Source organism: Streptomyces sp. 3330, assembly GCF_031456635.1.
Lineage (GTDB): Bacteria > Actinomycetota > Actinomycetes > Streptomycetales > Streptomycetaceae > Streptomyces.
The window spans coordinates 103,448-129,789 of the sequence record NZ_JAVDVA010000020.1 but is presented as its reverse complement, the minus strand read 5'-3'; the positions used below and the strand labels follow the sequence as shown (position 1 = coordinate 129,789).

Sequence of the window (26,342 nt, the reverse complement as noted above, 5' to 3'; positions counted from 1 at the left end):
TGCACCGCACCACACTGCACCGCACCACACTGCACCGCTCTGCATCGCACCGCATCGCACCCTGGAGGCACAGGTGGCACCCCCCGCCGAAGTGCTCGCCGTCCGCGGACTGAGCAAGACCTTCCCCGGCGTCCGGGCCCTGGACGACGTGGACCTGACCCTGCACGCCGGTGAGGTCCACGCCCTGATCGGCGAGAACGGCGCCGGCAAGTCGACCCTCATCAAACTCCTCACCGGTGTGTACCGACCCGACGCCGGCGAGATCGTCTTCCAGGGCCGCACGGTCTCCTTCGCCACCCCGCTGGAGGCCCAGAAGGCCGGGATCTCGACCATCTACCAAGAGGTCAACCTGATCCCGCTGCTCAGCGTGGCCCGCAACCTGTTCCTCGGCCGCGAGCCGCGCAACCGGTTCGGCGTGCTCGACATGGGCCGCATGAACCGCGAGGCCGAACAGACCCTGAGCGCCTACGGGGTGCGGGTGGACGTCCGCAGACCGCTGCGCACCCTCGGGGTAGGCGCCCAGCAGATGGTCGCCCTGGCCCGGGCGGTCGCCACCGAGGCGCGCGTCGTCGTCATGGACGAACCCACCTCCTCCCTCGAACCGCGCGAGGTCGAGACCCTGTTCTCGGTCATCCGGAGCCTGCGGGACGCGGGCATCGCGGTCGTCTACGTCAGCCATCGTCTGGACGAGCTGTACGCCGTGTGCAGCACCGTCACCGTGCTGCGCGACGGCCGGCGGGTGCACCGGGGCCGGCTCGCCGACCTCGACCGCCTCTCCCTGGTGTCGACGATGCTCGGCCGGGACCTGGGGGAGGTCCGCGAGGAGGGCCTCACCAAGTTCACCGGCGACCACGGCACGGCCGACGCCGAACCGGTCCTCACGGCCTCGGACCTGACGGTGCCGCACAAGCTGCACGGCGTCTCCCTCAGCATCCGGCCGGGCGAGGTCGTCGGCCTCGGCGGCCTGCTCGGCTCCGGACGCACCGAGACCGCGAAGACCATCGCCGGGGCCCTGCCCGCCCGCTCGGGCGGCGTCACGGTGGCCGGAGTGCCGCTGCGCGCCGGTTCGACCCCGGCGGCGATCCGCGCGGGGATCAGCCTGCTGCCCGAGGACCGCAAGAGCGAGGGCATCGTCCCCGGCCTGTCGGTGCGGGAGAACATCGCGCTGGCCGCGCTGCCCCGGCTCTCCCGCTTCGGCCTGGTCTCCGAGGCCCGGGTCGACAGCGTCGTCGACACCTTCATCGCGCGGCTGCGCATCAAGGCGTCCTCGCCGCACCAGAAGGTGGGCGAACTGTCCGGCGGGAACCAGCAGAAGGTGCTGCTCGCCCGGTGGCTCGCGATGAACCCCAAGGTGCTGCTGCTCGACGAACCCACCCGCGGCATCGACGTGGGCGCCAAGGCAGAAGTGCAGAAACTCGTCGACGAACTGGCCGCCGACGGCCTGGGCGTCCTGCTCATCTCCTCCGACCTGGAGGAACTCATCGAAGGGTCCGACCGCGTGGTCGTACTGAAGGACGGCGCCGTCGTCGGCGAGCTGACCGGCGACGACGTCACGGAGGACAAGCTCATGCGGACCATCGCAGGGAACGCCCCCGCGCGGGACGCGGACGAGGAGGCGGCCGTCGATGGCTGAAGCCGCCCTGCGCACCGCCCCGCTGGACAGGACGCGCCTCGTCCAGTGGCTCCAGACCTACGGCGTCTACGCCGGTGTGGCGGCGCTGCTCGTCGTCAACACCGTCATCACCCCGCACTTCCTGACCGCGGAGAACTTCCGCACCCAGGCCGTCCAGGTCGCCCCCGTCATCATCGTCGCCCTCGGCATGGCCCTGGTCATCGGCACCGAGGGCGTCGACCTGTCGGTGGGCGCCGTGATGGCGCTGGCGGCCTCGGTCACCGCCCTCTACCTCGGCTACGGGCTGCTTCCCGCGCTGCTGGTGGTCGCGCTGTTCGCCGCGGGGGTCGGGCTGGCCAACGGCGTGCTGGTCGCGTTCGTCGGGGTGCAGCCGATCGTCGCCACGCTGGCGCTCATGGTCGGCGGTCGCGGACTCGCCCTGGTGCTGCTGCCGCAGCTCAAGGACCTGCGCAACCCCTCGCTGGCCTCGCTGGGCTCGGGAGACGTCCTCGGGGTCCCGTACCTGATCCTCATCGCCGCGGCGCTGGCCCTGCTGGTGGCGTTCGTGGTGCGCCGCACCACCTTCGGCCGTCAGCTCCTCGCCGTCGGCGACAGCCGCCCCGCCGCCCAGCTCGCCGGCCTGCCCGTGCGGCGCGTGCTGATCATCGTGTACGTCGTCTGCGCGCTCCTCGCCGCCGTCGCGGGCGTGCTGGCCACCGCCCGCCTCCAGGCCAGCGACCCGACCTCGCTGGGCAACCTGATGGAGCTGTCCGCGATCACCGCGGTGGTCGTCGGCGGGACCCCGCTGACCGGCGGCCGGGTCAACATCGGCGGCACCGTGGCGGGAGCCGTCCTCATCCAGCTCCTCACCGCGACCCTCATCAAGCACGATCTGCCGCCCTCCTGGACCCAGATCGCCCAGGCCATCGTGATCGTCGCCGCGGTCTACGCGGCACGGGGACGGGGGAAGCGTTGACCACGACGAACACGGACGTGCCCGTGACCACTGCCCGCATCGCACCGTCGAAGAACGCCCGCCCGGTGGGCTCCGCACGCTCCGAACGGCTGAGCGCCCTGGTCCAGCAGCACGGCGCGTCGGCCGTCCTGCTGATCGTCTCCCTGGTCGCGTCGTTCGCCTTCGACTCCTTCGCCACCGGCGACAACATCAGCAACATGGCGACCAGTTCGGCCTTCCTGGCGATCGTCGCCCTCGGCATGACGTTCGTCATCATCACCGGCGGGATCGACCTGTCGGTCGGCTCCCTGTTCGCCCTCGGCGGCGTCCTGGCGGCCTGGGGGTCGCGCCACGGCACCCTGGTGGCCCTGCTGCTGCCGCTCGCCGTCTGCGGGCTGATCGGCGTCGTCAACGGCCTGCTGGTCGCCCGTTCCCGCCTCGCGCCCTTCATCGTCACGCTCGCCGCCATGCTCGGCGCGCGCGGACTGATGCTGGCGCTCACCGACGAGGGCGCCGACACCTACCTCATCGGCAAGCGCTCCTTCCTCGCCGAACTCGGCCAGGGCAGCACCCTCGGCCTCGCCAACCCGGTGTGGATCACGCTGGCCCTGTTCGTCGCGGGAGCCGTCGTCCTGCGCCGGACCCGCTTCGGGCAGCACGTCTACGCCGTCGGCGGCAACGAGGACGCCGCCGCCCTGATGGGCGTGCCGGTGGCCCGCACCAAGATCCTCGTCTACGTCCTGTCGGGACTGCTCGCCGGACTGGCGGGCGCCCTCAACGCCGCCTGGCTCGCCTCCGGCGTGACCATCCTGGGCGGCGGCATGGAACTGGAGGCCATCTCCGCCGTCGTCATCGGCGGCACCCTGCTGACCGGAGGCCTCGGCTACGTGAGCGGCTCTCTGGTCGGGGTCCTGCTGCTGAAGGTGATCCAGAACGTCATCAACCAGATCGGCTCGCTCGACTCCTCCTACCAACAGGTCGTCAGCGGCGCCTTCCTGGCGGTGGTCGTCGTCGCCCAGACCTGGCTGGGCCGCCGCCGACAGCTCATGTGACGGACCTGGACCGGCCCCGGACGGCGGCATGGCCTCGCAGGGCCCCGCCGCCGCTTCCGGTCCCGGCCGGCCGGACCTTCTCCGGCCGGCCGGCCCCTGCACGCGCACGTCTCCCCACCCCACGAGTCAAGGAGGCACGATGCGTCGAGTACCCGCGGGCCGATGGCCGTTCGCGTGGATGGGACGGCGAGCGCGGTGGGCCACCACCGCGCTCGCCGCGCTCAGCCTGGTCGTCGGCACGGCACTGACGGCGACCGCCCCCGCGGCCGCCGCCGCACAGGCGCGGACGCCCAAGCCGTCGCCGATGACCACCCCGTGGACCGATCAGGTCCCCACCGACACCCCGCTCCCCGAATACCCCCGCCCTCAGCTGACCCGCCCGGACTGGGCCAACCTCAACGGCATCTGGGACTTCGCGGTCACCTCGGCGGACGCCGGCCGGCCCGCCTCGTTCACCGAACAGATCCGGGTCCCGTTCGTCGCGGAGTCCGCCCTCTCCGGCATCCAGCGCAAGATCACCCAGAACGACAAGCTCTGGTACAAGCGCGCCTTCACCGTCCCGTCGAACTGGAGCGGCCGCCGCGTCCAGCTCCACTTCGGCGCCGCTGACTGGCGGACGACCGTCTGGGTCAACGACCGCCAGGCCGGGGCCGCCCACAGCGGCGGCTACGACGCCTTCTCCTACGACATCACCGACCTGCTGAACGGCGGCGCCAACACCCTGGTGGTCTCCGTCTGGGATCCCACCGAGACAGGCGGCCAGGCCGTCGGCAAGCAGCGCATCCGCGACGTCGCCCCCCACTCCGGCGGCGGCATCTTCTACACCGCCGCCTCCGGCCTCTGGCAGACGGTGTGGCTGGAACCGACCGCGGCCGCCCACGTCAGCCGCCTCGACCTGGTCCCCGACCCTTCGAACGGCCGCCTCAAGGTGACCGTCCGCGGGGCCGGCACCAACGGCCACCAGGCCCGCGTCACCGTCTCCACCGGCGGCGCCACCGTGGGCACGGCCACCGGCGCCGTCGGCACCGAGTTCACCGTGCCCGTCCCGAATCCGCACCTGTGGAGCCCCGACGACCCCTTCCTCTACGACGTCAGGGCCGACCTGCTCTCCGGCACCACGACCGTCGACTCCGTCGGCAGCTACACCGGCATGCGCACCATCGCCCTGGCCAGTGTCGGTGGCATGCAACGGCCCGTCCTGAACGGCCAGTTCGTCTTCCAGACGGGCACCCTCGACCAGGGCTACTGGCCGGACGGCATCTACACCGCGCCCACCGACACGGCCCTGCGGTACGACCTCCAGAAGCACAAGGACCTCGGATTCAACATGGTCCGCAAGCACATCAAGGTGGAGCCGCAGCGCTGGTTCTACTGGGCCGACCGGCTCGGCCTGCTCGTCTGGCAGGACATGCCGGCCATGGACCTGCGCACCCCCGACACCGCAGCGCGCACCCAATGGGAGGCCGAGTACGACCGCGTCATCGACCAGCACCGCAGCTCGCCGTCCCTGGTGATGTGGGTGAACCAGAACGAGGGCTGGGGCCAGTACGACCAGGCCCGCATCGCCGACGAGGTCAAGGCGTACGACCCGACCCGCCTGGTGAACAACATGAGCGGCGTCAACTGCTGCGGCTCGGTCGACGGCGGCAACGGCGACGTCGTGGACCATCACGTCTACGTGGGCCCCGGCACCACCGTGCCCGGCGCCACGCGTGCCGCCGTGCTCGGCGAGTTCGGCGGACTCGGGTTCAAGGTCGCCGGACACGAGTGGTACCCCGGCGGCGGCTTCAGCTACGAGGACCAGCCCGACCCGGCGCACCTGGACAACCGGTTCGTGGGCCTGCTGGACGCGATCCGCGACGTGCGCATGCCGCGCGGTCTGTCCGCCTCGGTGTACACCGAGATCACCGACGTCGAGAACGAGGCCAACGGTCTGCTCACCTACGACCGTCAGGTGGTCAAGGTCGACGAGGCCCGGGTCAGGGCCGCCAACCGCGCGCTCATCGACGCCTCCCGGGCCTCGACCGCCCCGGTCACCCTGCCCGTCGACCAGTACAGGTCCCTGCGGGTGACGACACCCGGCTACACCGACCGCTACCTGCGCCACAGGGACGGCGCGGCCTTCACGGAGGTCGTCACCGGCGGCAGTGACACCTTGCTGAAGAACGACGCCACCTGGAAGATCGTGCCCGGTCTCGCCCGGAGCGGTTGCTACAGCCTCGAGTCGCGCAACTACCCCGGCCAGTACCTCCGCCACCGCGACCACCGCGTCTACAAGGAGTCCGGCAGCACCGACCTGTTCCGCGCCGACGCCACCTTCTGCCCCGTCCGGGGTGCGAACGGCGCCGTGCGGCTGTCGGCGTACAACTTCCCCGAGCAGTATCTGCGGCACTACAACGCCGAGTTGTGGCTGGCCACGCCGGGCGGCACGCACACCTGGGACAACCCCGCCCTGTTCACCGAGGACACGACATGGTCCGTGGAGGCGCCCTGGGCGCCGTGAATCCGAGGTGTCCGCGACGGCGGCGGTCCCGGTGACGGGGGAGAGCGTGACCCTCTCCCGTCACCGGGACCGGTCCGGTGCTCGCCGTGGGCCGGTCAGAGGTCGAGGACGACCTCGGTCACCGGAGTGCCACAGCACACGAGGGCCGTGCCGGGCTCGGGGAGTTCCAGGGGCGGGGTGGTGTACCTGACGTCGCCCGCCCGGAGAGGCGTGACGCAGGTGTGGCAGACGCCGGTGCGGCAGGACCAGCGGGTGGGGACGTCGCACGCCTCGGCGAGTCCGAGGAGCGAGGCGTGCGCGGCCGACCAGGGGGTGGCGAGACCGCTGCGGGCGAAGGTGACCAGGGGGCCGGTCCCCGTGGGGCCGGGTGGCTGGTGCGGCCGGAGCGCGGCGCCGGCGGTGACGCCGGGATGGACGGGGGGCAGCGCTCCGAACCGCTCCCGGTGGATCCGCTCGGCCCGCACTCCGTGCGCGCGCAGCGCGCCGTCGAGGGCGTCCATGAAGGCGTCGGGGCCGCAGAGATAGACGTCGGCGTCGGCGGGTAGGCCCAGGGCCTCGAGCGATCCGGCGGTCGGCCGCCCCCGCACGACGCGGGGGTCACCGGGCCGCGGGGCGGGCCCCGCGGTGTAGTAGAGGTGCTCGTGGGCGTCGGGGAGCCGTGCCAGCAGCGCGCGGGACTCGTCGGCGAAGGCGTGATGAGCGCGGTCGTGCGCGGTGTGGACCCACCACACCGGGCGCGGATCGCGGGTGGCGGCGAGCCGGTGGAGCATGGCGAGCACGGGGGTGACGCCGATCCCCGCGGAGACCAGGACGACCGGGCGGTCGCCCTCCTCGAGGACGAACGACCCGCGCGGACTCGCGACGTCGACGAGGTCGCCGGGGTGCAGAGCGGAGTGGAGGTAGCCGCTGGCCCGCCCGTGCGGCTCGTGCTTGACGCTGATGCGGTAGGCGCCGGCATCGGGCGCGGAGGACAGGGAGTAGCTGCGCACCGCGGGGACTCCCCGTCGCCGACGGGGAGTCGCAGGGACAGGTACTGACCGGGTCGGTACGGGGGCAGCGGGGCGCCGTCGGGGGCGGTGAGGGAGATCGACGAGACGGTGGGGGTCTCCGCGACCACGCGCGCGACGCGCAGCGGCCTGAAGCCGGGCCACCCCGGCTCCTCCTTCCCGGGCTCCCCGGCGGCGAGCAACTCCCGGAAGGACCGCTGCCAACCGGGGCTCAGCGCCGGGATGTCGAGCGCTCTGCGCAGGTCGGCCGGGTCGCGGCCGGGCAGGTAGAGCAGCGCGTCGACGTCGGCGACGCTCAGTTCCCGCGGGCCTTTGCGCACCAGGGTGATCTCGTCGCCGGCCTCGACGAGGCCTTCGGTGATCACTCGGAGGTAGAAGCCGGGCCGGTGGTGGGCGACCAGCAGCGAGGCCATGGCGGGCTCGCCCAGGCGCATGCCGACGCGGTAGCAGGTGACACGGGGCTGCGTGACCTCGAACTCGGCTCCGCCGACGCGGTACCGGTCGCCGATGCACACCTCGTCGTCGGGCAGGCCGTCGACGGTGAAGTTCTCCCCGAAGATCCCGAAGGTCAGGTCGTCGCGGCCGAGCTGCTTACGCCAGTACTCGTAGGACCGGAGCTGATAGACGAGGACGGCACGGATGTCCCCGCCGTGGCCGGCGAGGTCGCCCTGTCCGTCCCCCTCGACGTTCAGCCGTCGCACCATCCGCGGGCCGTCCACCGGGGACTTCCAGGCCGAGGTGTGCACGGTCCTGCCCTGCCAGGAGACGTCCCGGGGCAGGCCTACGTTGACGGACAGCAGCGTCACCATCGCGGACCTCCCGGGGATGTCCGGCCGGGGCAGCCCCCCCCACGGCGCTGTTCGGCGCGCCGGATCCGATACTAGTTCGCGAACCGACGGGGCCGCGATACGGCGACGGCACGGTGCGACCGCCGCCGTGTCCCGGCGGCCGGCGGCGGCTTTCCGGGGGGCGGACCCGGTGCGCTCCCTGCCGAGGGCCGGCATCAGGGAGCCTCGGACCGGAACCTCGAAGGGGCGGCGCAAAGGAACCACGTCCATCGATGGGGCGTGCGAAGGCGAACGGGGCAACTGCGGTCGGCGCACGCGAGCGCCGTCGCGGCGGTCCGGCGCCGCGACCGGCCGGTGCCACCGTCGAGCTGCGACGGCCCCGCCCCTCGACGGGGCGGGGCCGCAACCGCTCAGCCGGGGCGACGCCTCACGGCTTCTCCTCCGTGTGGAGGGCGCTCACCTCCTCGGCGGTCAGCGCCCGGTCGACCGCGTGCACCTCGTCGACCGCGCCGTTCCAGAAGTCGACGTTCGCCCCGCCCCAGTGGGCCCGCCCCACGGTGAGCGGACCGGTGCTCGGGAGCGCGGCGCCCCCGGTGGCCGTCGCCGCGAGCTTTCCGTCGACGTACAGCCGGATCTGGTTGCTGGTGGCGTCCCGCACGCCGACCAGGTGGTACCAGCGGCCCGTCTCCGCGGGGACGGCCACCTGGGCGCGGTGCTCGCCGGGCGTGCTGAAGGCGAACGTGCCGTGGCCGTACTGGAGATAGAAGGAGTTGGCCGTGGCGCGGGAGTCCTGACTGACCGCGGTGGCGTAGTTGCCGGGGACGGCGTCGAGCCGGACCCAGGCGGACACCGAGTAGCTGCCGCCGGTGTCGAGCACCGGTCCGGCGGTCTCGGCGTACTGCGTCCGGCCGTCGAACTGCAGAGCGCTGCCGCTGACGCCCGGGGTCCAGGAGGCGCCCTCGCGGAGCGTGAGAGGCCTGGCGTTCGGTCCCTCGTCCTTCGCGGTGGTGCCCGCGCCCTCGTCGAGGCTCCACCGCCCGCCGCCCTTCAGTGTCCCCGCGCGGCCCGCGGCGGCGCCGGCGGCGATCACCTTGCGGTTGACCTTCCGCACCTGGTCGGGATCGACCTTGATCTCGCGGCGGTCGTAGGTGTACAGGCCGTTGAGCTCGTTCTCCAGGTCGGTGATCTGCGTGTACACCGACCCCGACAGTTCGGCGCCGGCCTGCTGGACGTAGAACTGCTCCGTGTTCTCGACGTACTTGCGGGTCAGTTCCTCCTTGGTGGTGACACCGCTGTAGATCACCGTCGGGGCGCCCGGCCACATGTGGCCGGGGCTGCGCAGGGTGAAGCCGCCGTGCTCACCGTCCATGGCCGCCCGGCCGTCGCCCTGGGGGAAGGCGGGGTCGGTGTTGTTGTAGTCGTGGTGGTCGACGATGTCGCCCTTGCCCGAATCACCCTTGGAATTGCAGCAGTTGACGCCGCTGTGGGCGTTGACGACGCGGGACGGGTCGGCCGCCCGGACCGACTCGGTGATACGGCCCGTCTCCTCCCGGTTCCATTCGCCCCAGCCCTCGTTGAAGACGATCCAGCCGATGACCGAGGGCGAGTTGTGGTGCTGGCGCACGATCTCCGTGCCCTGGTCCACGAACGCCTTCTGGCCCGTGCTGTTCGTGAGGTTCCCGGAGACGAAGTCCTGCCAGACCAGCAGGCCGAGCCTGTCGGCGTGGTAGAACCAGCGCTGCGGTTCGACCTTGATGTGCTTGCGGACGGCGTTGAAGCCGAGCTTCTTGTGCGCCTCCAGGTCGAAGGAGAGGGCTTCGTCGCTGGGCGCGGTGTACAGGCCGTCGGGCCAGAATCCCTGGTCGAGCGTGGCGAGGGAGAAGATCGGCTTGCCGTTCAGGACGAGCTTGTCGAAGCCGCCCACCTTCGCGATGCCGACCTCGCGCATGCCGAAGTAGCTGCGCACCCTGTCGGTCGACCCGCCGTCGGTGAGCGTGACGTCGAGGTCGTAGAGGTAGGGGTCGTCGGGGGTCCACAGGTGCTGTTTCGCCACCGGCAGGCGCAGCTCCCGGCCGGCCGGTCCGCCGACCCTGCCGACGACCTTGCCGCGGGCGTCGCGCGCGACGGCCTCGACCCGGGCGGTGGGGGAGGCGTCCTCGGAGTTCACCGTCACCGCGAGGGAGCCGGTGCCGATGTCGGGCGTCGTGACGAGGCCGTCGACCGAGACGGGCGCGACGGGCTCCATCCACACGGTCTGCCAGATGCCGGACGACTCGGTGTAGAAGATGCCGCCCGGGTTCGTGGACTGCTTGCCCGTGGGCTGGTCGGCGCCCGTGGTGTCGGTGACGGCGACGACGATCTCCTGCGGGCCGGTGCCCTTGAGCGCGTCGGTGATGTCGGCGCTGAAAGCGTTGTAACCGCCGGTGTGTTCGGCGACCTTCGTGCCGTTGACGTAGACGCGGGCCTGGTAGTCGACGGCGCCGAAGTTGAGCCTGAGCCGGTCGGACCGAGCACCTTTGCCGACCTTCCAGCTCTTGGGCACGTCGACGAGCCGGCGGTAGAACATGTGGTCCTCGTGCCGCTCCAGACCGGACAGCTGGGACTCGACCGGGAACGGCACGATGATCTTCTCGTCGAGGTTCCGGCCGAAGACCGGCTCCTGACCCGCCTCGGCCGCGCCGAACTGCCAGGGACCGTTGAGGTTCTTCCACTTGGACCGCACCTGCTGCGGGCGCGGGTACTCCGGCAGCGGGTGCTTCTCGTCCAGTTCGTCGCCCCACTCGGTGGTGAGGCGATGGGTGGAGGCGTTGTCGGCGTAACGGATCACCTTCGGCACACGCGCGCCGCCCGCCGTCAGCGTGCCCGCACCGTCGTAGGAGGCCCTGACCAGTTGGTTCCGCTGGATCGGCGCCCCGAGGTCGACGTTCAGGGAGGTGGGGTCACCGGGGACGGCCGTCACCGACGTGACCGGCATGGCGGTCGTGTCGGCCTCGACCTTCAGATGGTCCTCGAGGCCCCGGAGGCCGTCCACCCTGCCGTCGAACCGGGCGCGCAGCCGCCGTCCGTTCTCGGCGACGGACATCTCGACCGGGTACACCTCGAAGTCGGCCGGCGGCGTGAACGCGGACATCGGCACGATCTGCTTGGCCAGCGTCGGCGTCGACCAGCGCAGGTACATGTTGGCGCCGCCGGTGTCCTGGAACAGCTCCAGACGGAAGTCGTGCTGCTCGCCGGCGGTCAGCCGGACGGCGGCGCTCGTCTGTTCCCTGTCCCAGTCGCCCACCCAGTGGTCGATGACGGGCTCACCGTCGATGAACAGGCGGAACCCGTTGTCGCCGATCGCGTAGAAGGTGTAGTCACCGGTGGCCGGCGCCTCGATCCGGCCCGTCCAGCGGGCGGTGGTGTGCTCGGTCCTGCCGGTCAGCTCCTCGAAAGTGCCGGTCAGTCCGGAGAAGTTGATCTGCGGGTCGAGCAGGGTGCCGCCGAGCCGGTCGAAGTCCCGGGCGCCGGGCGCCGACATGCTGAAGTACTCGCCCTTCAGACCGTGTGTCTCGACGGCCGCCTGGTCGGCGACGGCCGCGGCCGACGCGCTGCTCGGCCGTTCAGCGGCCGCCGCGGTGGGAAGCAGCCCGCTCGGGGGCAGGATCAGGGCCGCCGCGGCGAGCAGCGCCCACACTCTGGCTCTGGGACGGGTGTCGTGTCGTGTCATCGAACCTTTCCTCGTACAGAGGCCGTGGCCGCGCATCGGGGACGGCGGGCAGCAGGGGAACGAGGGCTCCTGGCCGGGAGCCGGGGGAGGACAGCTGCACACCGCTGACGGGACGCTCGGCCGGTCGGCCTTTTCAACGTTGGAAATCCTGTGACAGCGGTATGACAGCACGCTCACAGAGGCGTGTCCAGACCTCACGCAGCACTCCGTCGCCCTGCCGTCACGCGGTACCGCGCGCGCATCGGTCCGCGTCAAGGACGGTTCCGGGGGCTTGAGTTCGACGCGGGCCGCGCCCCACCCGGCCGGGGACCGTCGGCGGCGTCGGCTGCCCGTGGCGGGTCCGGCCGGTCCCTCGCCGTCACCCGGGAGCGCGGCCCGACGGGCCCCCACCCGAGACCCTGCCCGGCGGGTCGAACCGTGAGACAGTCGTATGAGGCGCCGGAGCCGGCGAAGCTCGGGCGCAGCGGTCCGGGGCGGTGGCCCCCGCCCGGAACCGTACGCAGAGGGTGCCGCAGCGGAGGGATCCGTCATGTCCGAGGCGAGTGAGGCGACCCGGGCGGACCGGGCCTTGAAAGCGAAGCATCGAGCCATGTGGGCGCTGGGCGACTATCCCCTGGTGGCCGCGGACGTCATCCCGGCCCTGGGGCCGGAGCTCGTGCGGGAGAGCGCCGTGCGGCCGGGGGCCCGGGTCCTCGACATCGCGGCCGGTTCGGGGAACGCCGCCATCCCCGCCGCCCTCGCCGGGGCCGACGTGGTCGCCGTGGACCTGACCCCGGAACTGCTGGAGGCCGGCCGTCGGCTCGCCGCGGAGCGCGGCGCCGAGTTGGAGTGGCGCGAGGGCGACGCCGAGGAACTGCCCTTCGCGGACGCGGACTTCGACACCGTGGTGTCCTGCGTCGGCGTCATGTTCGCCCCGCACCACCAGCGGGCCGCCGACGAACTGGTCCGCGTCTGTCGACCCGGCGGGAGGATCGGCCTCGTCAACTGGACCCCGGAAGGGTTCATCGGCCAGATGTTCGCCGCCATGCGCCCGTACGCGCCCCCGCCGCCGCCCGGAGCACAGCCGCCGCCGCTGTGGGGCGACGAGGGGCATGTGCGCGCGCTGCTCGGCGACCGGGTGACCGGCGTCGACGCCCGCCGGCAGTCGCTGCGCGTCGACATGTTCTCCGGCCCCGAGGACTTCCGGGACTTCTTCAAGCGCTGCTACGGCCCGACCCTCGCCGTCTACGCGTCCCTCGCCGACGACCCCGACAAGGTCGCCGCCCTCGACACGGCGCTCACGGATCTGGCCGCCCGTCACCTGGCGGACGGGTCCATGGACTGGGAGTACCTGCTGGTCACGGCGGACCGGGCGGCCGCCTAGGGCCTGTCAGACAGGCCCTGGCGCGGGTCACGCGCGGGCGGCGTCCGGGCGCGAGGTGCGCGAGGGGGGCCGAGCCGGGCCCGGAGGTCCGCCCGATGATGGCCGCCCGGTTGTCCGCCCGGTGGTGTCCGTCGAGCGGTGGAGAGCGAAGGCGGTGGGCCCCCGTTCCCGGGAGCCCACCGGTCGTGCTCAGTAGGCGTCGCGCCGCCCCGCCGCCCCGTTCGGGGTGCCGGTGATCGTGAACTGCGAGCCCGGTTCGACGAGTACGTCACCCTGGGCCGAGCCTGTGATCGTCACGCCGGACAGGGTGGCGCTGCCGCGGGCCCCGCTCATCGCGAGGATGCCGGAGCCGTTGTCGGACTTGTCGATGCGCACGTTCGTGATCTTCACGCCCGGCATCGCGCCGCCACCCGTCTTGAACTGGATGCCGTCGTACGTCGAGTCGTGGATCTCGGTGTCCCGGACGGTGACGCCCGGGATGTCCTGGCCCTGGGCGAACAGGGTGATCGCGCCGAACTCCTGGTCCTCGTTCCAGAACGCGCCGCCCGTGCGGTACAGGGCGTTGCCCGCGATCAGGGTCTCGCCGCTGAACGGCAGCGGGTCGTGGTCGGTGGCCAGCATGATGCCCGGGTAGTTCATGGTGTCGGAGACCACGTTGTTCTCGATGGTGTTGCCGTGACCGCCGTACACCGCGATGCCGTTGGCCCGCCAGGGCAGCTGGATCGTGTTGTTGCGGAAGTGGTTGTCGTGACCGACGTCCACCGAGGTGTCCTTCACGTACTTGCTGGCCCACACGGCGAGCGCGTCGTCGCCGGTGTTGCGGAAGGAGGAGTTGTAGACGGTGGAGTTGCGGGTGCCGTTGGCGAAGTTGATGCCGTCGGCGTAGGTGTCGCGGATGCGCACCCCGGAGAACTCCAGCCCGTCGCCGGGGCCCCACAGTTCGGGGATGTTGGAGTAGTCGCGGCCTGCCCAGACACCGACGTTGGCGTGTTCGATCCAGACGTTGGTGATCTTCGTGCCCTTGCCGAAGCGGCCGTTGAGACCCACGCCGCCCTCGGCGTTGCCGTCGCCGCCGCGGATGGTGCCCGAGCCGAAGATGGCGAGGTCGGAGATCTGGGTGTGGGAGTCGATGTCGAAGCCGAAGTTGCCCTCGTGCGGGTGGTTGATGCCGCCCGCGTCCTGCGGCGCGGTGAGCGTGTACAGCTGGGAGTGCCACATGCCCGCGCCGCGGACGGTGACGTCCCGGATGCCCACCTGGTTGTACTGTCCCCGGTTCAGGGGGTCGTCGGTGAGGATCTTCTGCTCCTGACGCCACTGCCCGGCCGGGATCCAGACGCAGGCGATCTGGCCGTTCTGGTCGGCGGTGACCGCCCGCTGGAGGGCGTCGGTGTCGTCCAGGCCGTCGTTGGGCACGGCGCCGTACTCGGTGATCGAGGTGCACTCGGCCGGCCTGGACGCGGCGGGAGCCACCTGCTCCAGATCGACCAGGTCGATCACCTGGAAGGCGGCCGAGTCGCCCGCGTCGCGCTGGAGGCGGAACACGGTGCCCGCCGGGTAGCTCTTCGACAGCAGCGCGTGCGATTCGTCGAACAGCCGCCGCGCGTCACCGCCCGGCCGGTTGGTCAGGCCCTCGGGGTCGTCCGTGGTGCCGTACAGCCAGCTGTGTTTGGACGACAGGGAGAGTTTCTGCACGAAGGCGCCGTCGGCGTACAGGCTGACGGTGGCGTCGGCGCCGCCCCCGGACGCGGAGTCCGGGACGGAGTTGCGCACCACCAGGGAGTTGGCCGCGTTGACGGAGGTGAACTCCACGTACTGGCCGGTCGAGGTGAGCCGGACCGACTTGCGGCCGGAGGACTCGGTGGCGAAGTTCGTGTGTCCGAAGGTCCGCTGGGCGTCGGCGGTGAGCAGGGTGCCGGTGTACCGCCCGTCCTCCGCCTCGTACTCGGTGTAGGGCACGGCGGCGCCGCGTCCGACCACCAGGGACTTGGTCAGGACGTTGTTGTCCTCGTTCGTCTCGGCGACGACCCCGGTGGCGTCCGCGGTCGCGGTGAGGGTCACCCCGCCCGCGGTCGCCGTCCAGGTGCCGGTGACCGCGACGCTCACGGTGGCGTCGGCGGCGATCTGCCCGGTGGTGCCGTTCAGGGTGGTCGAACCGGCCTGGAGCCGGGTCACCGAGCCGGCCGGGGCGGCGCTGATCCCGCGGTTGTGCACGGCGACGGTGAAGGAGACGGCCTGGCCGACGGCCGGGTCGGCCGGGCTGGTGGTGATCGAGCGCACCTCCAGGTCGGGGCCGGGCGCCTGGGTGACGACCAGTCTGTTCGCGGCCGTGCGGCTGTTGTTGCTGTCGTCCAGCTCCGGGACGGTGTTCCGGGGGTCGACGACGGCCGACACGCCGTAACTGCCCGCCGCTCGGGCGCCGGTGGCGACGTCCACGGTCGTCGAGGCGCCCGGGTCCAGTGCCGGGACGGCGGCGCTGCCCGCGACCGCGCCCTCCACACTGACGTCGACGGTGGTGGCCGCGGAGCGGGCGGTGCCCGCGTTGCGCACGGTGGCCTTGACGGTGACCGCGTCCCGCTCGCTGGGCGTGGCCGGCGTCCAGTCCAGCGTGGTGAGCGTCAGGTCGGGGGCGGGCGCGGCGGCGCCCACGACCTGGAACTCGGCGATCTGCCCGCCCGGCGCGCCGGAGTTGGCGGTGAAGTGCAGCCGTACGTCGGACCAGCGGCCGCTGACCGGGACGGTCACTGTGTTGCCGCTCGCCGGGCTGAAGGAGTACGACTTCGCGGCGGCCAGCGAGGTGAAGCCGCTCGCGGACTGCTGCCGGCCGAGGACCTGGACGGTCTGGGTGCGGGCGGCCCACACCGGGTCGGGGTTGAGCTTGAGCACCACGCCGGTGACGTCGGCGTCGGCGCCGAGCTTCACGGTGAGGTCCGAGGGATGGCCGGCCGCCTCCCAGTAGGTGGAGACCGAGTCGTCGGTGGCGTTGGCGGCCACATAGGCCTGTGTGGAGGAGGTGGCCTCGACCGGCTTGTTGCGGGCCAGGTTGGTGCCGGCCGGCGGCGGGTCGCCCGGATCCGTGCCGCCGTCCTCGCCGTACACCTCGAGTTCGGAGAGCTGCGCCGCGTTCCAGCCGGTGTTGCCGGAGACGTCGACGCGGACGTACCGCACGTCCGCGGGGGACGCGAGGGCGACGGACACGGTGTTGGCCTGGGCCGGGTCGAACACCCGGACCGCGGAGGCGGCGAGGGTGCTGAAGGCGGAACCGTCGCTGCTGCCCTGCAGTGACAGCGTCTCGTTGCGGCTGCCCCAGCCGGTCGGGAGCTTGAGCACCACCCGGTCCACCTCCCGGGCGGCTCCGAGGTCGACCTGCGCCCACTGCGGGAAGGAGCCCGCGGGGCCCTCCCAGTACGAGGCCTGCATCCCGTCGGTGAGGTTGCGGGCGGGGTATTCGGCGTGCGCGCCGCCCGCCGTGGCGGGGCGGCCGAGGGCGAGGTTGACGTCGGCCGCGGCGGGAGCCGCCTGGGCGGGGGAGGCGAAGGCCAGCGGCAGCAGGCCGGTCGACAGGAGCCCGGCGACGACCGCGCCGGTCACGGGCCGACGGCCCGGTGGTCTCCAACTCATGAGGTCCTCTGTCCCTTCGGTGAACACGGGGGAGGGCACGGTCGGCGGCCCTGGAGGTGCGGGGCGATGCGGGAGGCACAGGAAGTGCGGGACGAGGGGGGGCACCGGCCGTGCACGTAAATTGAGTCGAACAGTCGATTCTTTGCGGAAAGTACGCCCACAGGTTTCTAGCGTGTCTCCGCTTTGTCAACGGTCCCGGCAGGAGCGGGAGTTGGTTCGCAAGCGGCTTGCGCTGCTTGCGGATCCGGTTGCGTCATCGTGAAAGCCCGCACGAAAGTCGCTGATCCAGGCCCCTGTGCAGGTCGGCCGCGGGATGGGCGGGTCGGATCCGTCGCCGCTGGGACGGTGGACGAAGCCCTGTCGGTCTGCAACTCTCTGAGCGATTCACGCAAAAGTGGTGCCCTCTCCCGCACATAGAGGCGTGTCCGGCGCACCGTCGTGCCACCCATCCATCAACCGCGTCCCTCCGCGCCACGGCGGACGGGACGGGAGATCGGGGAGAGATGAGACCGAAGCGCAGGGGATGGCGGGCCATGGCCGCCCTCCTCACGACCAGCCTGCTGATGCTGGGCGCGTCGTCGCTGACCACCGCCTCGGCGGCCGACGGCCCCGACCTCGCCGCCGGGCGCCCCACCGCGGCCAGCAGCGCGCACGCCGAGTACGCCGCCCGCAACATCACCGACGGCGACCAGGGCTCCTACTGGCAGAGCGCGGGCGGCGACCTGCCGCAATGGGTGCAGGCCGACCTCGGCTCCACCGTCCGCGTCGACGAGGTCGTCCTGAGGCTGCCCGCGTCCTGGGAGAGCCGCAGCCAGACGCTGTCCGTGCAGGGCAGCGCCGACGGCACCGGCTTCAGTACGCTCAAGACGTCCGCCGCCTACACCTTCGGCCCCGGCTCGGCCAATACCGTCACGGTGGCCTTCCCGGCCGGTCAGGCCCGCTACGTACGCGTCGAGATCACCGCCAACACCGGATGGCAGGCCGCCCAGTTGTCGGAGCTGGAGGTCCACGCGGCAGGCGAGTCCTCCACGAACCTGGCGCGCGGACGCACCCTCACCGCGAGCAGCCACACCGAGACGTACGTGCCGTCCAACGCCGCGGACGGCAACAAGGCCAGCTACTGGGAGAGCCGCAACAACGAACTCCCGCAGTGGATCCGGGCCGACCTCGGATCCTCCGTCGGTGTCAACCGGGTCGTGCTCGAGCTGCCCGACGGCTGGGGCGCCCGCACCCAGACCCTGAAGATCCAGGGCAGCGCCGACGGGACCGACTTCACGGACCTGACGGCGTCGAGGGCGTATCAGTTCGCCCCGGCCGAGGGGAACACGGTGACGATCACCTTCGACACCGCCACCACCCGCTACGTCCGGGTCCTCGTCACCGCCAACACCGGCCAGCCCGCAGCCCAGTTGGCCGAGCTGGAGGTCTACGGCCCGGCGACCGGCGACACCCAGGCGCCCACCGCTCCCGCGAACCTGGCGTTCACCGAGCCCGCCGCCGGGCAGATCCGGCTGACCTGGAACGCCGCCACCGACGACACGGCCGTCACGGGCTACGACGTCTACGCCGACAACGAACTGCTCACCTCGCTCGCCGGCCAGGCGACCACGTACACCGACAACCGCCCCGCGAGCGCCACGGTGTCCTACTTCGTGCGGGCCAAGGACGCGGCCGGGAACGTCTCCGGCAACAGCAACACCGTCACCCGGCGCGGCGCGACCGGCGACACCCAGGCGCCCACGGCTCCCGCGAACCTGGCGTTCACCGAGCCCGCGGCCGGGCAGATCCGGCTGACCTGGAACGCGGCCACCGACGACACCGCCGTCACCGGCTACGAGGTGTACGCCAACAACTCCCTGCTCACCACGGTCGCGGGCAACGTGACCACGTACACCGACAACCGCCCCGCGAGCGCCACGGTGTCCTACGTCGTGCGGGCGAAGGACGCCGCCGGGAACGTCTCCGTCGACAGCAACACCGTCACGCGCACCGGCACCTCCGGCCCCGGCTACGACCTCGCGGTCGGCAAGCCCATCACCGCCTCCTCGACCGTGCACAGCTACGTGGCCGAGAACGCCAACGACAACTCCACCGGCACCTACTGGGAGGGCTCCGGACACCCCGCCACGCTGACCGTGAAGCTCGGCGCCAACGCCGACATCACCTCGCTCGTCCTGCGCCTCGACCCGGACAGCTCCTGGGGCCCGCGCACCCAGACCGTCCAGGTGCTCGGCCGTGAGCAGTCCGCGAGCGGCTACACCTCGCTCGTCGCCGCGAAGGAGTACGCCTTCAGCCCGGCGAGCGGCAACACGGTGACCATCCCGGTCACCGCGCGCGTCGCCGACGTCCAGTTGCGCTTCAGCGCCAACTCCGGCGCCCCGGCCGGCCAGGTCGCCGAGTTCCAGGTGATCGGCACCGCCGCGCCCAACCCCGATCTGGAGGTCACCTCGCTTGCGGCCTCTCCCGCCTCGCCCGTCGAGTCGGACACCGTCACCCTGTCCGCCACCGTCCGCAACCGCGGTGAGGCCGCCGCGCCCGCCAGCGGTCTCGCGCTGCGGTTGAACGGCACCGAGGTCGCCACCGCCGCGGTGGGCGCCCTGGCCCCCGGCGGGCAGACCACCGTCAGTGCCTCGATCGGCGCCCGCGAAGCGGGGACCTACCAGCTCAGCGCCGTCGCGGACGACGGCGGCACGGTGATCGAGCAGAACGAGACCAACAACACCTACACGGCGCCCACCGCGCTCACCGTGCGCCCGGTCAGCAGCTCCGACCTCGTCCCGGTGGTCGCCACGTCCCCGTCCGGCCCGGCCGCGGGGGACACGGTCACCTTCCGGGTCGCCGTGCGCAATCAGGGCACCGTCGCCTCGGCGGGCGGCGCGCACGCCCTCACCGTGACCCTGGTCGACTCCAAGGGGGCGACCGTCCGCACCCTGACCGGCTCCCACGACGGGGCGATCGCCGTCGGCGCCACCACCGCGCCGGTCACCCTCGGCACCTGGCCCGCCGCCGACGGCACCTACACCGTGCGCGCCGCGGTCGCTGCCGACGGCAACGAGCTCCCGGCGAAGCGGGCGAACAACACCGCCGAACAGTCCCTGTTCGTCGGACGCGGCGCCGACATGCCCTACGACATGTACGAGGCCGAGGACGCCGCCACGGGCGGCGGCGCCGCCATCGTCGGTCCCAACCGGACCGTCGGCGATCTCGCGGGCGAGGCGTCGGGCCGCAAGGCCGTCACCCTCGACAGCACCGGCGCGTACGTGGAGTTCACCACCCGGGCGGCCACCAACACCCTGGTGACCCGCTTCTCCGTCCCCGACGCCGCGGGCGGCGGCGGCATCGACGCCACCTTGGACGTCTACGTCGACGGCACCCTCCGCAAGGCACTGCCGCTCACCTCGCGGTACGCCTGGCTGTACGGCGCCGAGGCCTCGCCCGGCAACGCGCCGTCCGCGGGAGCCCCGCGCCACATCTACGACGAGGCGCACCTGATGCTGGGCGAGACCGTCCCGGCCGGTGCGAAGATCCGGCTCCAGAAGGACGCCGCCAACACCTCGCGCTACGCGATCGACTTCGTCAGCCTGGAGCAGGTCGCACCCGTCGCCAACCCCGACCCGGCGGCGTACGCCGTGCCGGCCGGTTTCACCCACCAGGACGTGCAGAACGCTCTCGACCGGGTCCGTATGGACACCACCGGCGCACTCACCGGCGTCTACCTGCCGCCGGGCGACTACCGGACCTCGTCCAAGTTCCAGGTGTACGGCAAGGCCGTGCGGGTGGTCGGCGCCGGGCCCTGGTACACCCGCTTCCAGGCCCCGGCAGGCCAGGAGAACACCGACGTCGGCTTCCGTGCCGAGGCGAGCGCCAAGGGCTCCGTGTTCCGCGGCTTCGCCTACTTCGGCAACTACACGTCGCGCATCGACGGGCCGGGCAAGGTGTTCGACTTCGCCAACGTGTCGGACATCGTCATCGACGACACCTGGACCGAGCACATGGTCTGCCTGTACTGGGGCGCCAACACCGACCGGATGACGATCAGCGACGCGCGCATCCGCGACACGTTCGCCGACGGGATCAACATGACCAACGGGTCGACGGACAACCGCGTCGTCAACAACGAGTCGCGCTCGTCGGGCGACGACAGCTTCGCGCTGTTCTCGGCGATCGACGCGGGCGGCGCCGACATGAAGGACAACCTCTACGAGAACCTGACCTCGCTGCTGACCTGGCGGGCCGCGGGCATCGCCGTGTACGGCGGCTACAGCAACACCTTCCGCAACATCCACATCGCCGACACCCTGGTCTACTCCGGCATCACCATCAGCTCGCTGGACTTCGGCTATCCGATGAACGGCTTCGGCACCGACCCGACGACGGTGGAGAACGTCTCCGTGGTCCGCTCCGGCGGCCACTTCTGGGGCGCGCAGACCTTCCCCGGCATCTGGCTCTTCTCCGCGTCCAAGGTGTTCCAGGGGATCCGCGTCAACGACGTCGACATCGTCGACCCGACCTACTCCGGAATCATGTTCCAGACGCAGTACGTCGGCGGGCAGCCGGTGAACCCGATCAAGGACACCGTCCTCACCGACATCTCGATCACCGGAGCCCGCAAGAGCGGTGACGCCTACGACGCCAAGTCCGGCTTCGGCCTGTGGGCGAACGAACTGCCCGAGGCGGGCCAGGGACCGGCGGTCGGCGAGGTCACGTTCAACGGGCTGCGGCTGAACGGCAACGCGGTGGACATCCGGAACACCACCTCCACCTTCAAGATCAACATCAATCCCTGATCGCCGGTCCGCAAGAGGTCCACCGATCCTGACGGAAAATGAACATGATGGCCTTGGTTGGCGCAAGCCGCTTGCGCGGCTTGCGCTAGCCTTGCGCCCATGACGCGACGACTTGCTCAGGTTGCCAAGAAAGTAGGGGTCAGCGAAGCCACGGTCAGCCGGGTGCTCAACGGCAAGCCGGGGGTCTCCGAGACCACCCGCCAGTCGGTGCTGACCGCGCTGGACGTGCTCGGGTACGAGCGCCCCACCCAGCTGCGCGGCGAACGCGCCCGCCTGGTCGGGCTCGTCCTGCCGGAGCTGCAGAACCCGATTTTCCCGCTGTTCGCCGAGGTCATCGGCGGCGCGCTGGCCCAGCAGGGGCTGACCCCCGTGCTGTGCACCCAGACCAAGGGCGGCGTCTCCGAGGCGGACTACGTCGATCTCCTCCTCCAGCAGCACGTCTCCGGCGTGGTCTTCGCCGGAGGGCTGTTCGCGCAGGCCGACGCCCCGCACGACCACTACCGGCAGCTCGCCGAACGGCGCATCCCGGTGGTCCTGATCAACGCGCCCATAGAGGAGCTGGACTTCCCCTGCGTCTCCTGCGACGACGCCGTCGCGGTGGAGCAGGCCTGGCGCCACCTCTCCCTGCTGGGCCACGAGCGCATCGGCGTCGTCCTCGGGCCCCGCGACCACATCCCCTCCCGGCGCAAGCTCGCCGCCGCCCGGGCGGCGGCCGAGGCGACGGGCCCGGCGCTCGCCGAGGACCGGGTGGAGCGCTCGATGTTCTCCCTGGAGGGCGGTCAGGCGGCCGCCTCGCGCCTGCTGGACCGCGGGGTCACCGGCATCATCTGCGCGAGCGACCCCCTGGCCCTCGGGGCCATCAGGGCCGCCCGGCGCCGCGGCCTCGCCGTCCCCGAGCAGGTGTCCGTCGTCGGCTTCGACGACTCCGCCTTCATGAACTGCACCGAGCCCCCGCTGTCCACCGTGCGCCAGCCCATCGAGGCCATGGGGCGCGCCGCCGTGGAACTGCTGTGCACCCAGATCCAGGGCGGCGAAGTGCCGCCCGGTGAGCTGCTGTTCGAGCCCGAGCTGGTCGTGCGCGGCTCCACGGCCCAGGCGCCGCGCGGCTGACGGAGTCCGTCCCGTTCGGAGCGTTCCTCGCGCCCACCGTCCCCGACGCCCAGCGTCCCGCGCGCACCCTGTCCGTCGCGTCATCGGCCGGCCCACGCAAGCCTCGTGGGCCGGCCGCGTCATGTCATGGCCGGTCCGGGGCGTCGGTCCAGGAAGCGGTACAGGATGTTCCGTAGTCGACACTCACTTGCAGGGAATCACCGAGCGTCGACCGACCCATCTGCGTTGCTCTGTCAAGCAATTACGAAATCAGCGCGAGATATTGCGCAGTCTTGGCGGCGGTGATTGAGTGTGCGGCGCCCCACCTCGTACGGCTGAGGGGGCGCCTTCCACGTTCATGCCCGAAGGGGACCACCCATGAGAAGAGCTCGGTTCCGCCGCACCCGCCGCGCCGGCGCGGTCACCCTCGTCTCCGCTCTCACACTGACGGCGCTCGCCGCCTGCGGCACGAGCAGCAGCGACGACGGCGACAGCGGCGACGGGAACAGTGCGAACGCCAACCCCGCCGCGCCGCTGGACCCCAGGACCAAGGTGACCATCACCATCGACTGCATGCCGCCGGCGGCCAAGAAGGCCGAGCTCAAGGAGTGGAACGAGGACGTCAGGGAGTTCAACAAGACGTACCCCAACGTCACCGTGCAGGGCCGCTCCACCCCGGGCCAGTGCCTGGAGCCGCCGCGCTTCACCGCGATGCTCAAGGCGAAGTCCCAACCCGACGTGTTCTACACCTACTTCACCGACCTCGACCAGGTCCTCGACAACGACGGCGCCCAGGACATCAGCGCCTACGTCAACGAGCGGACCGTGCCGCTGCTGAAGGACATCGACCCGGACGTCCTCGGCTCGCTCAAGAAGGACGGCAAGCTCTACGGCCTGCCCACCAGCAACTACCGGATGGGCCTGCTCATCAACCGCTCGCTCTTCGAGCAGGCCGGCCTCGACCCCGACACCCCACCCGCCACCTGGGAGGACGTCCGGACGGCGGCCAAGAAGATCGCCGGACTGGGCGGCGGCGTGGCGGGCTTCGGCGAGTACAGCGCCGGCAACACCGGGGGCTGGCACTTCACCGCGCAGATGTACAGCCTCGGCGGTGACGTCGTCGACGCCTCCGGCACGAAGGCCGCGTTCAACGACGCGATCGGCAAGCAGGTCGCCCGGAACCTCCACGCGATGCGCTGGGAGGACGACGCCATGGGCAAGACCCAGCTGCTGAAGTGGGGCGACCTGCAGAAGCAGATCGCCACCGACAAGCTCGGCATGTTCCTCGCCGCGCCCGACGACGTGACCTACATGGTCCAGCAACTCGGCGCCCAGTACGAGAACTTCGGCATGGGCCCGATCCCCGGCGGCAAGAACACCCTCGCGGGCGGCAACAACTACATGATCAAGAAGGGCATCTCGTCCGACAAGGTCAAGGCCGCCATCGCCTGGCTCAACTTCAAGTTCACGACCGTCGGCAAGGGCCAGTACGACTGGGAGCGCACCAAGGCCGACAGCCTCCCCGTCGGACTCCCGCAGCCCAACCTGTGGCTGAACGACAGCAAGGCCAAGGACGACGCCGCCCGTCAGCAGTTCGCCACCATGCCGGTGCAGAACTTCAAGGCCTTCATGGACCACCCGGTCCCGGGCAAGGCCGAGCCGCCGAAGGCGCAGGAGATCTACAAGGTCCTCGACAACGTGATGTCCGGCATCCTCACCAACAAGGACGCCGACCTCGACAAGCTCCTGTCGACGGCGGAGACCCAGGTGAACCAGGTCCTCGCCCACCAGTGACCCCCGCGGCGCCGGGCGGTCTCCCACCGCCCGGCTCGCGAGCGCGCCCCACGGGCCCCCTTCCGGATCCTGCGGATCCCGCCGGAGGAGGGTCCCCGCCCGCCTCCTCCCGGCGGGCCCGGCGCCTGTCCGCCCCCGTCACGCATCCGGACCGTCGCGTCCGGCGACACCGCAGTCCGACCGAGGAGCACCCATGTCGGCCCCCACCCTCACCCAGGACCCGGCGGCCAAGGAACGCCGTCCCCGCCGTCCCCGCCGCCCGCGCGCCGGCGCCGTCCGGCCCCCGGCCGGAGGCCTCGGCAAGGCCCTGCGCCGCAACGCCACCGCCCACGGATTCCTCATCGGGGCCGTGCTCTGCTTCGCCTTCTTCTCCTGGTACCCGATCGTCCGCGAGTTCCTGCTGGCCTTCCAGAAGACCGAGGACGGCGAGGTCAGCTGGACCGGCTGGGACAACTTCGTCACCATCTGGAACGACCCCGCCTTCGGCCAGGCCTGGCGCAACACCGTCTGGTTCACGGCCCTGGCCCTCGTCCTGGGCTTCGCCGTCCCCTTCGTCACGGCCCTCGTCATCAACGAGTTCCGGCACGGTCAGGGCTATCTGCGGCTCCTGGTCTACCTGCCCGTCATGCTGCCGCCCACCGCTTCGGTCCTGCTCTTCAAGTACCTGTACGACCCCGGGTACGGCATGTTCAACGAGGTGCTGGACGTCTTCGGCGTGCCCGCCCAGCAGTGGCTCCAGGACCCCGACACGGCGATGCTCTCCGTCGTCGTCGCCTCCACCTGGATGAACATGGGCGGCGCGACCCTTATCTACCTGGCCGCGCTCCAGAGCGTCCCCGGCGAACTGTACGAGGCCGCCGAACTCGACGGGGCCGGCATGCTGCGCAAGGTGTGGCACGTGACGATCCCGCAGACCCGGCTGATCCTGGCGCTGATGCTGCTCATGCAGATCATCGCCACGATGCAGGTCTTCATCGAGCCCTTCCTGCTGACCGGCGGCGCCGGACCCGAGGGGTCCACCACGACCGTCGTCTACCTGATCTACCAGTACGCCTTCAACTTCAACAACTACGGCGCCGCGGCGGCGCTCGGTCTGATCCTGCTGGTCACGCTGGCCGTCTTCTCGGCCGTGTACATCAGGCTCAACCGCGCCACGGAAGAGTAGGACCGGGGGAGACACGGACATGTCCACACGCACGCTCATCTCGCCCGCCGCGCTCGCCCGCCCGCGCGGCAGGCTGCTCTACTGGCTGTGCTTCGCGCTCGTCGTCGTCCTGTTCACGCTGGCCTTCCTCGGCCCGCTCTACTGGATGGTGTCCGGCGGGCTCAAGACCACCCAGGAAGCCGTCCAGACACCCCCGACCTGGGTGCCCGGCTCCGTCCACCCGGAGAACTACCAGCGGGCCTGGGAGGTCATGGACCTCGCCCGCCTGCTCCTGAACACCCTGTACTACGCGTTCGGCGCGCTCGCCTTCCAGCTGGTGCTGGACGTCGCCGCCGCCTACTCCCTGTCCAAACTGCGGCCCGTGCTCGGCAGGGCGATCCTCGGGATGATGCTCGTCACCCTGATGATCCCGGCGACCGTCCTCGTCGTACCGCAGTACCTCACCGTGCTGGACATGCCGATCGTCGAGCGCAACCTGCTCAACTCGCCCTGGGCGATCTGGCTGCCCTCGGTGACCAACGCCTTCAACATCTTCCTGCTGAAGCGGTTCTTCGACTCCATTCCCAAGGAGCTCCTGGACGCGGCCTCCATGGACGGCGCGGGTCCGCTGCGCGTCCTGTGGTCGGTCGTCCTGCCGATCTCCCGGCCCATCCTCGGCGTGGTGTCGATCTTCGCGGTCGTCGGTGTCTGGAAGGACTTCCTCTGGCCGATGCTGGTGCTGCCCGACCCCACCGGCCAGACCCTCGCCGTCGGCATCTACTCGCTCGCCACCAGCGTGCCCGAGAACGTGCTGATCGCCGCCCTCACCATCGCGTCCCTGCCGACCTTGCTGCTGTTCCTGGTCTTCCAGCGCAACATCATGAGCGGACTGACCGCGGGCGGCCTCAAGGGCTGAACCCG

The 26,342-nt window shown here is 71.4% G+C and carries 13 protein-coding genes and 1 pseudogene; 10 read left to right on the top strand and 4 right to left on the bottom strand.

All coding sequences use genetic code 11. The features are described from left to right. The first annotated feature begins 73 nt into the window (after positions 1 to 73). The 4 genes from J2X68_RS29230 (at position 74) to J2X68_RS29215 (ending at position 6,122) form a co-directional block, all read left to right on the top strand. On the top strand, positions 74 to 1,633 hold the full coding sequence (locus tag J2X68_RS29230) for a sugar ABC transporter ATP-binding protein (protein ID WP_310435586.1): 1,560 nt from the start codon (positions 74 to 76) through the stop codon (positions 1,631 to 1,633). Further along, positions 1,626 to 2,588 carry an ABC transporter permease gene (locus J2X68_RS29225; RefSeq protein ID WP_310435585.1) on the top strand — a complete coding sequence of 321 codons (963 nt, stop codon included), beginning with the start codon at positions 1,626 to 1,628 and terminating at the stop codon, positions 2,586 to 2,588. Before J2X68_RS29230 ends, J2X68_RS29225 begins: the two co-directional genes overlap by 8 nt. Then, positions 2,585 to 3,619: an ABC transporter permease gene (locus tag J2X68_RS29220; protein ID WP_399041103.1), complete on the top strand. Its 1,035-nt coding sequence runs from the start codon at positions 2,585 to 2,587 to the stop codon at positions 3,617 to 3,619. Before J2X68_RS29225 ends, J2X68_RS29220 begins: the two co-directional genes overlap by 4 nt. A 139-nt stretch (positions 3,620 to 3,758) precedes the next feature. Next, positions 3,759 to 6,122: an AbfB domain-containing protein gene (locus tag J2X68_RS29215; protein WP_399041101.1), complete on the top strand. Its 2,364-nt coding sequence runs from the start codon at positions 3,759 to 3,761 to the stop codon at positions 6,120 to 6,122. A 95-nt stretch (positions 6,123 to 6,217) separates the two neighbouring features. On the opposite strand, the gene J2X68_RS29210 is transcribed toward J2X68_RS29215, so the two are convergent. The 3 genes and pseudogenes from J2X68_RS29210 to J2X68_RS29200 form a co-directional block, all read right to left on the bottom strand. Continuing rightward, a complete protein-coding gene (locus tag J2X68_RS29210; protein WP_310435583.1) occupies positions 6,218 to 7,111 on the bottom strand; it encodes a 2Fe-2S iron-sulfur cluster-binding protein in 894 nt (297 codons plus the stop codon). Positions 7,112 to 7,359: 248 nt separating this feature from the next. Next, positions 7,360 to 7,833 (bottom strand): annotated as a pseudogene (locus tag J2X68_RS29205) (MOSC domain-containing protein); the annotation flags it as partial. Between the two features lie 511 nt (positions 7,834 to 8,344). Then, a complete protein-coding gene (locus J2X68_RS29200; RefSeq protein ID WP_310435582.1) occupies positions 8,345 to 11,626 on the bottom strand; it encodes a LamG-like jellyroll fold domain-containing protein in 3,282 nt (1,093 codons plus the stop codon). Between the two features lie 529 nt (positions 11,627 to 12,155). Here J2X68_RS29200 and J2X68_RS29195 point away from each other — a divergent pair. Then, complete coding sequence (locus tag J2X68_RS29195) at positions 12,156 to 12,989, top strand: class I SAM-dependent methyltransferase (protein WP_310435581.1); 834 nt, start codon at positions 12,156 to 12,158, stop codon at positions 12,987 to 12,989. A 189-nt stretch (positions 12,990 to 13,178) separates the two neighbouring features. Here J2X68_RS29195 and J2X68_RS29190 read toward each other — a convergent pair whose 3' ends face one another. Beyond that, positions 13,179 to 16,607, bottom strand: a complete 3,429-nt coding sequence (locus tag J2X68_RS29190) for a CARDB domain-containing protein (protein ID WP_310435580.1) — start codon at positions 16,605 to 16,607, stop codon at positions 13,179 to 13,181. Positions 16,608 to 17,110: 503 nt separating this feature from the next. On the opposite strand from J2X68_RS29190, the gene J2X68_RS29185 reads away from it, so the two are divergent. From J2X68_RS29185 to J2X68_RS29165, 5 genes are all read left to right on the top strand, one after another. Further along, positions 17,111 to 21,394, top strand: a complete 4,284-nt coding sequence (locus J2X68_RS29185; protein WP_310435579.1) for a discoidin domain-containing protein — start codon at positions 17,111 to 17,113, stop codon at positions 21,392 to 21,394. 99 nt (positions 21,395 to 21,493) lie between these two features. After that, positions 21,494 to 22,504 carry a LacI family DNA-binding transcriptional regulator gene (locus tag J2X68_RS29180; protein WP_310435578.1) on the top strand — a complete coding sequence of 337 codons (1,011 nt, stop codon included), beginning with the start codon at positions 21,494 to 21,496 and terminating at the stop codon, positions 22,502 to 22,504. A gap of 357 nt (positions 22,505 to 22,861) precedes the next feature. Next, entirely contained in the window at positions 22,862 to 24,277 is a 1,416-nt protein-coding gene (locus J2X68_RS29175; RefSeq protein ID WP_310435577.1) for an extracellular solute-binding protein, read from the top strand. Between the two features lie 193 nt (positions 24,278 to 24,470). Further along, positions 24,471 to 25,442, top strand: a complete 972-nt coding sequence (locus J2X68_RS29170; protein WP_310435576.1) for a sugar ABC transporter permease — start codon at positions 24,471 to 24,473, stop codon at positions 25,440 to 25,442. Positions 25,443 to 25,461: 19 nt separating this feature from the next. Continuing rightward, positions 25,462 to 26,337, top strand: a complete 876-nt coding sequence (locus J2X68_RS29165; RefSeq protein WP_310435575.1) for a carbohydrate ABC transporter permease — start codon at positions 25,462 to 25,464, stop codon at positions 26,335 to 26,337. Positions 26,338 to 26,342: the final 5 nt, after the last annotated feature.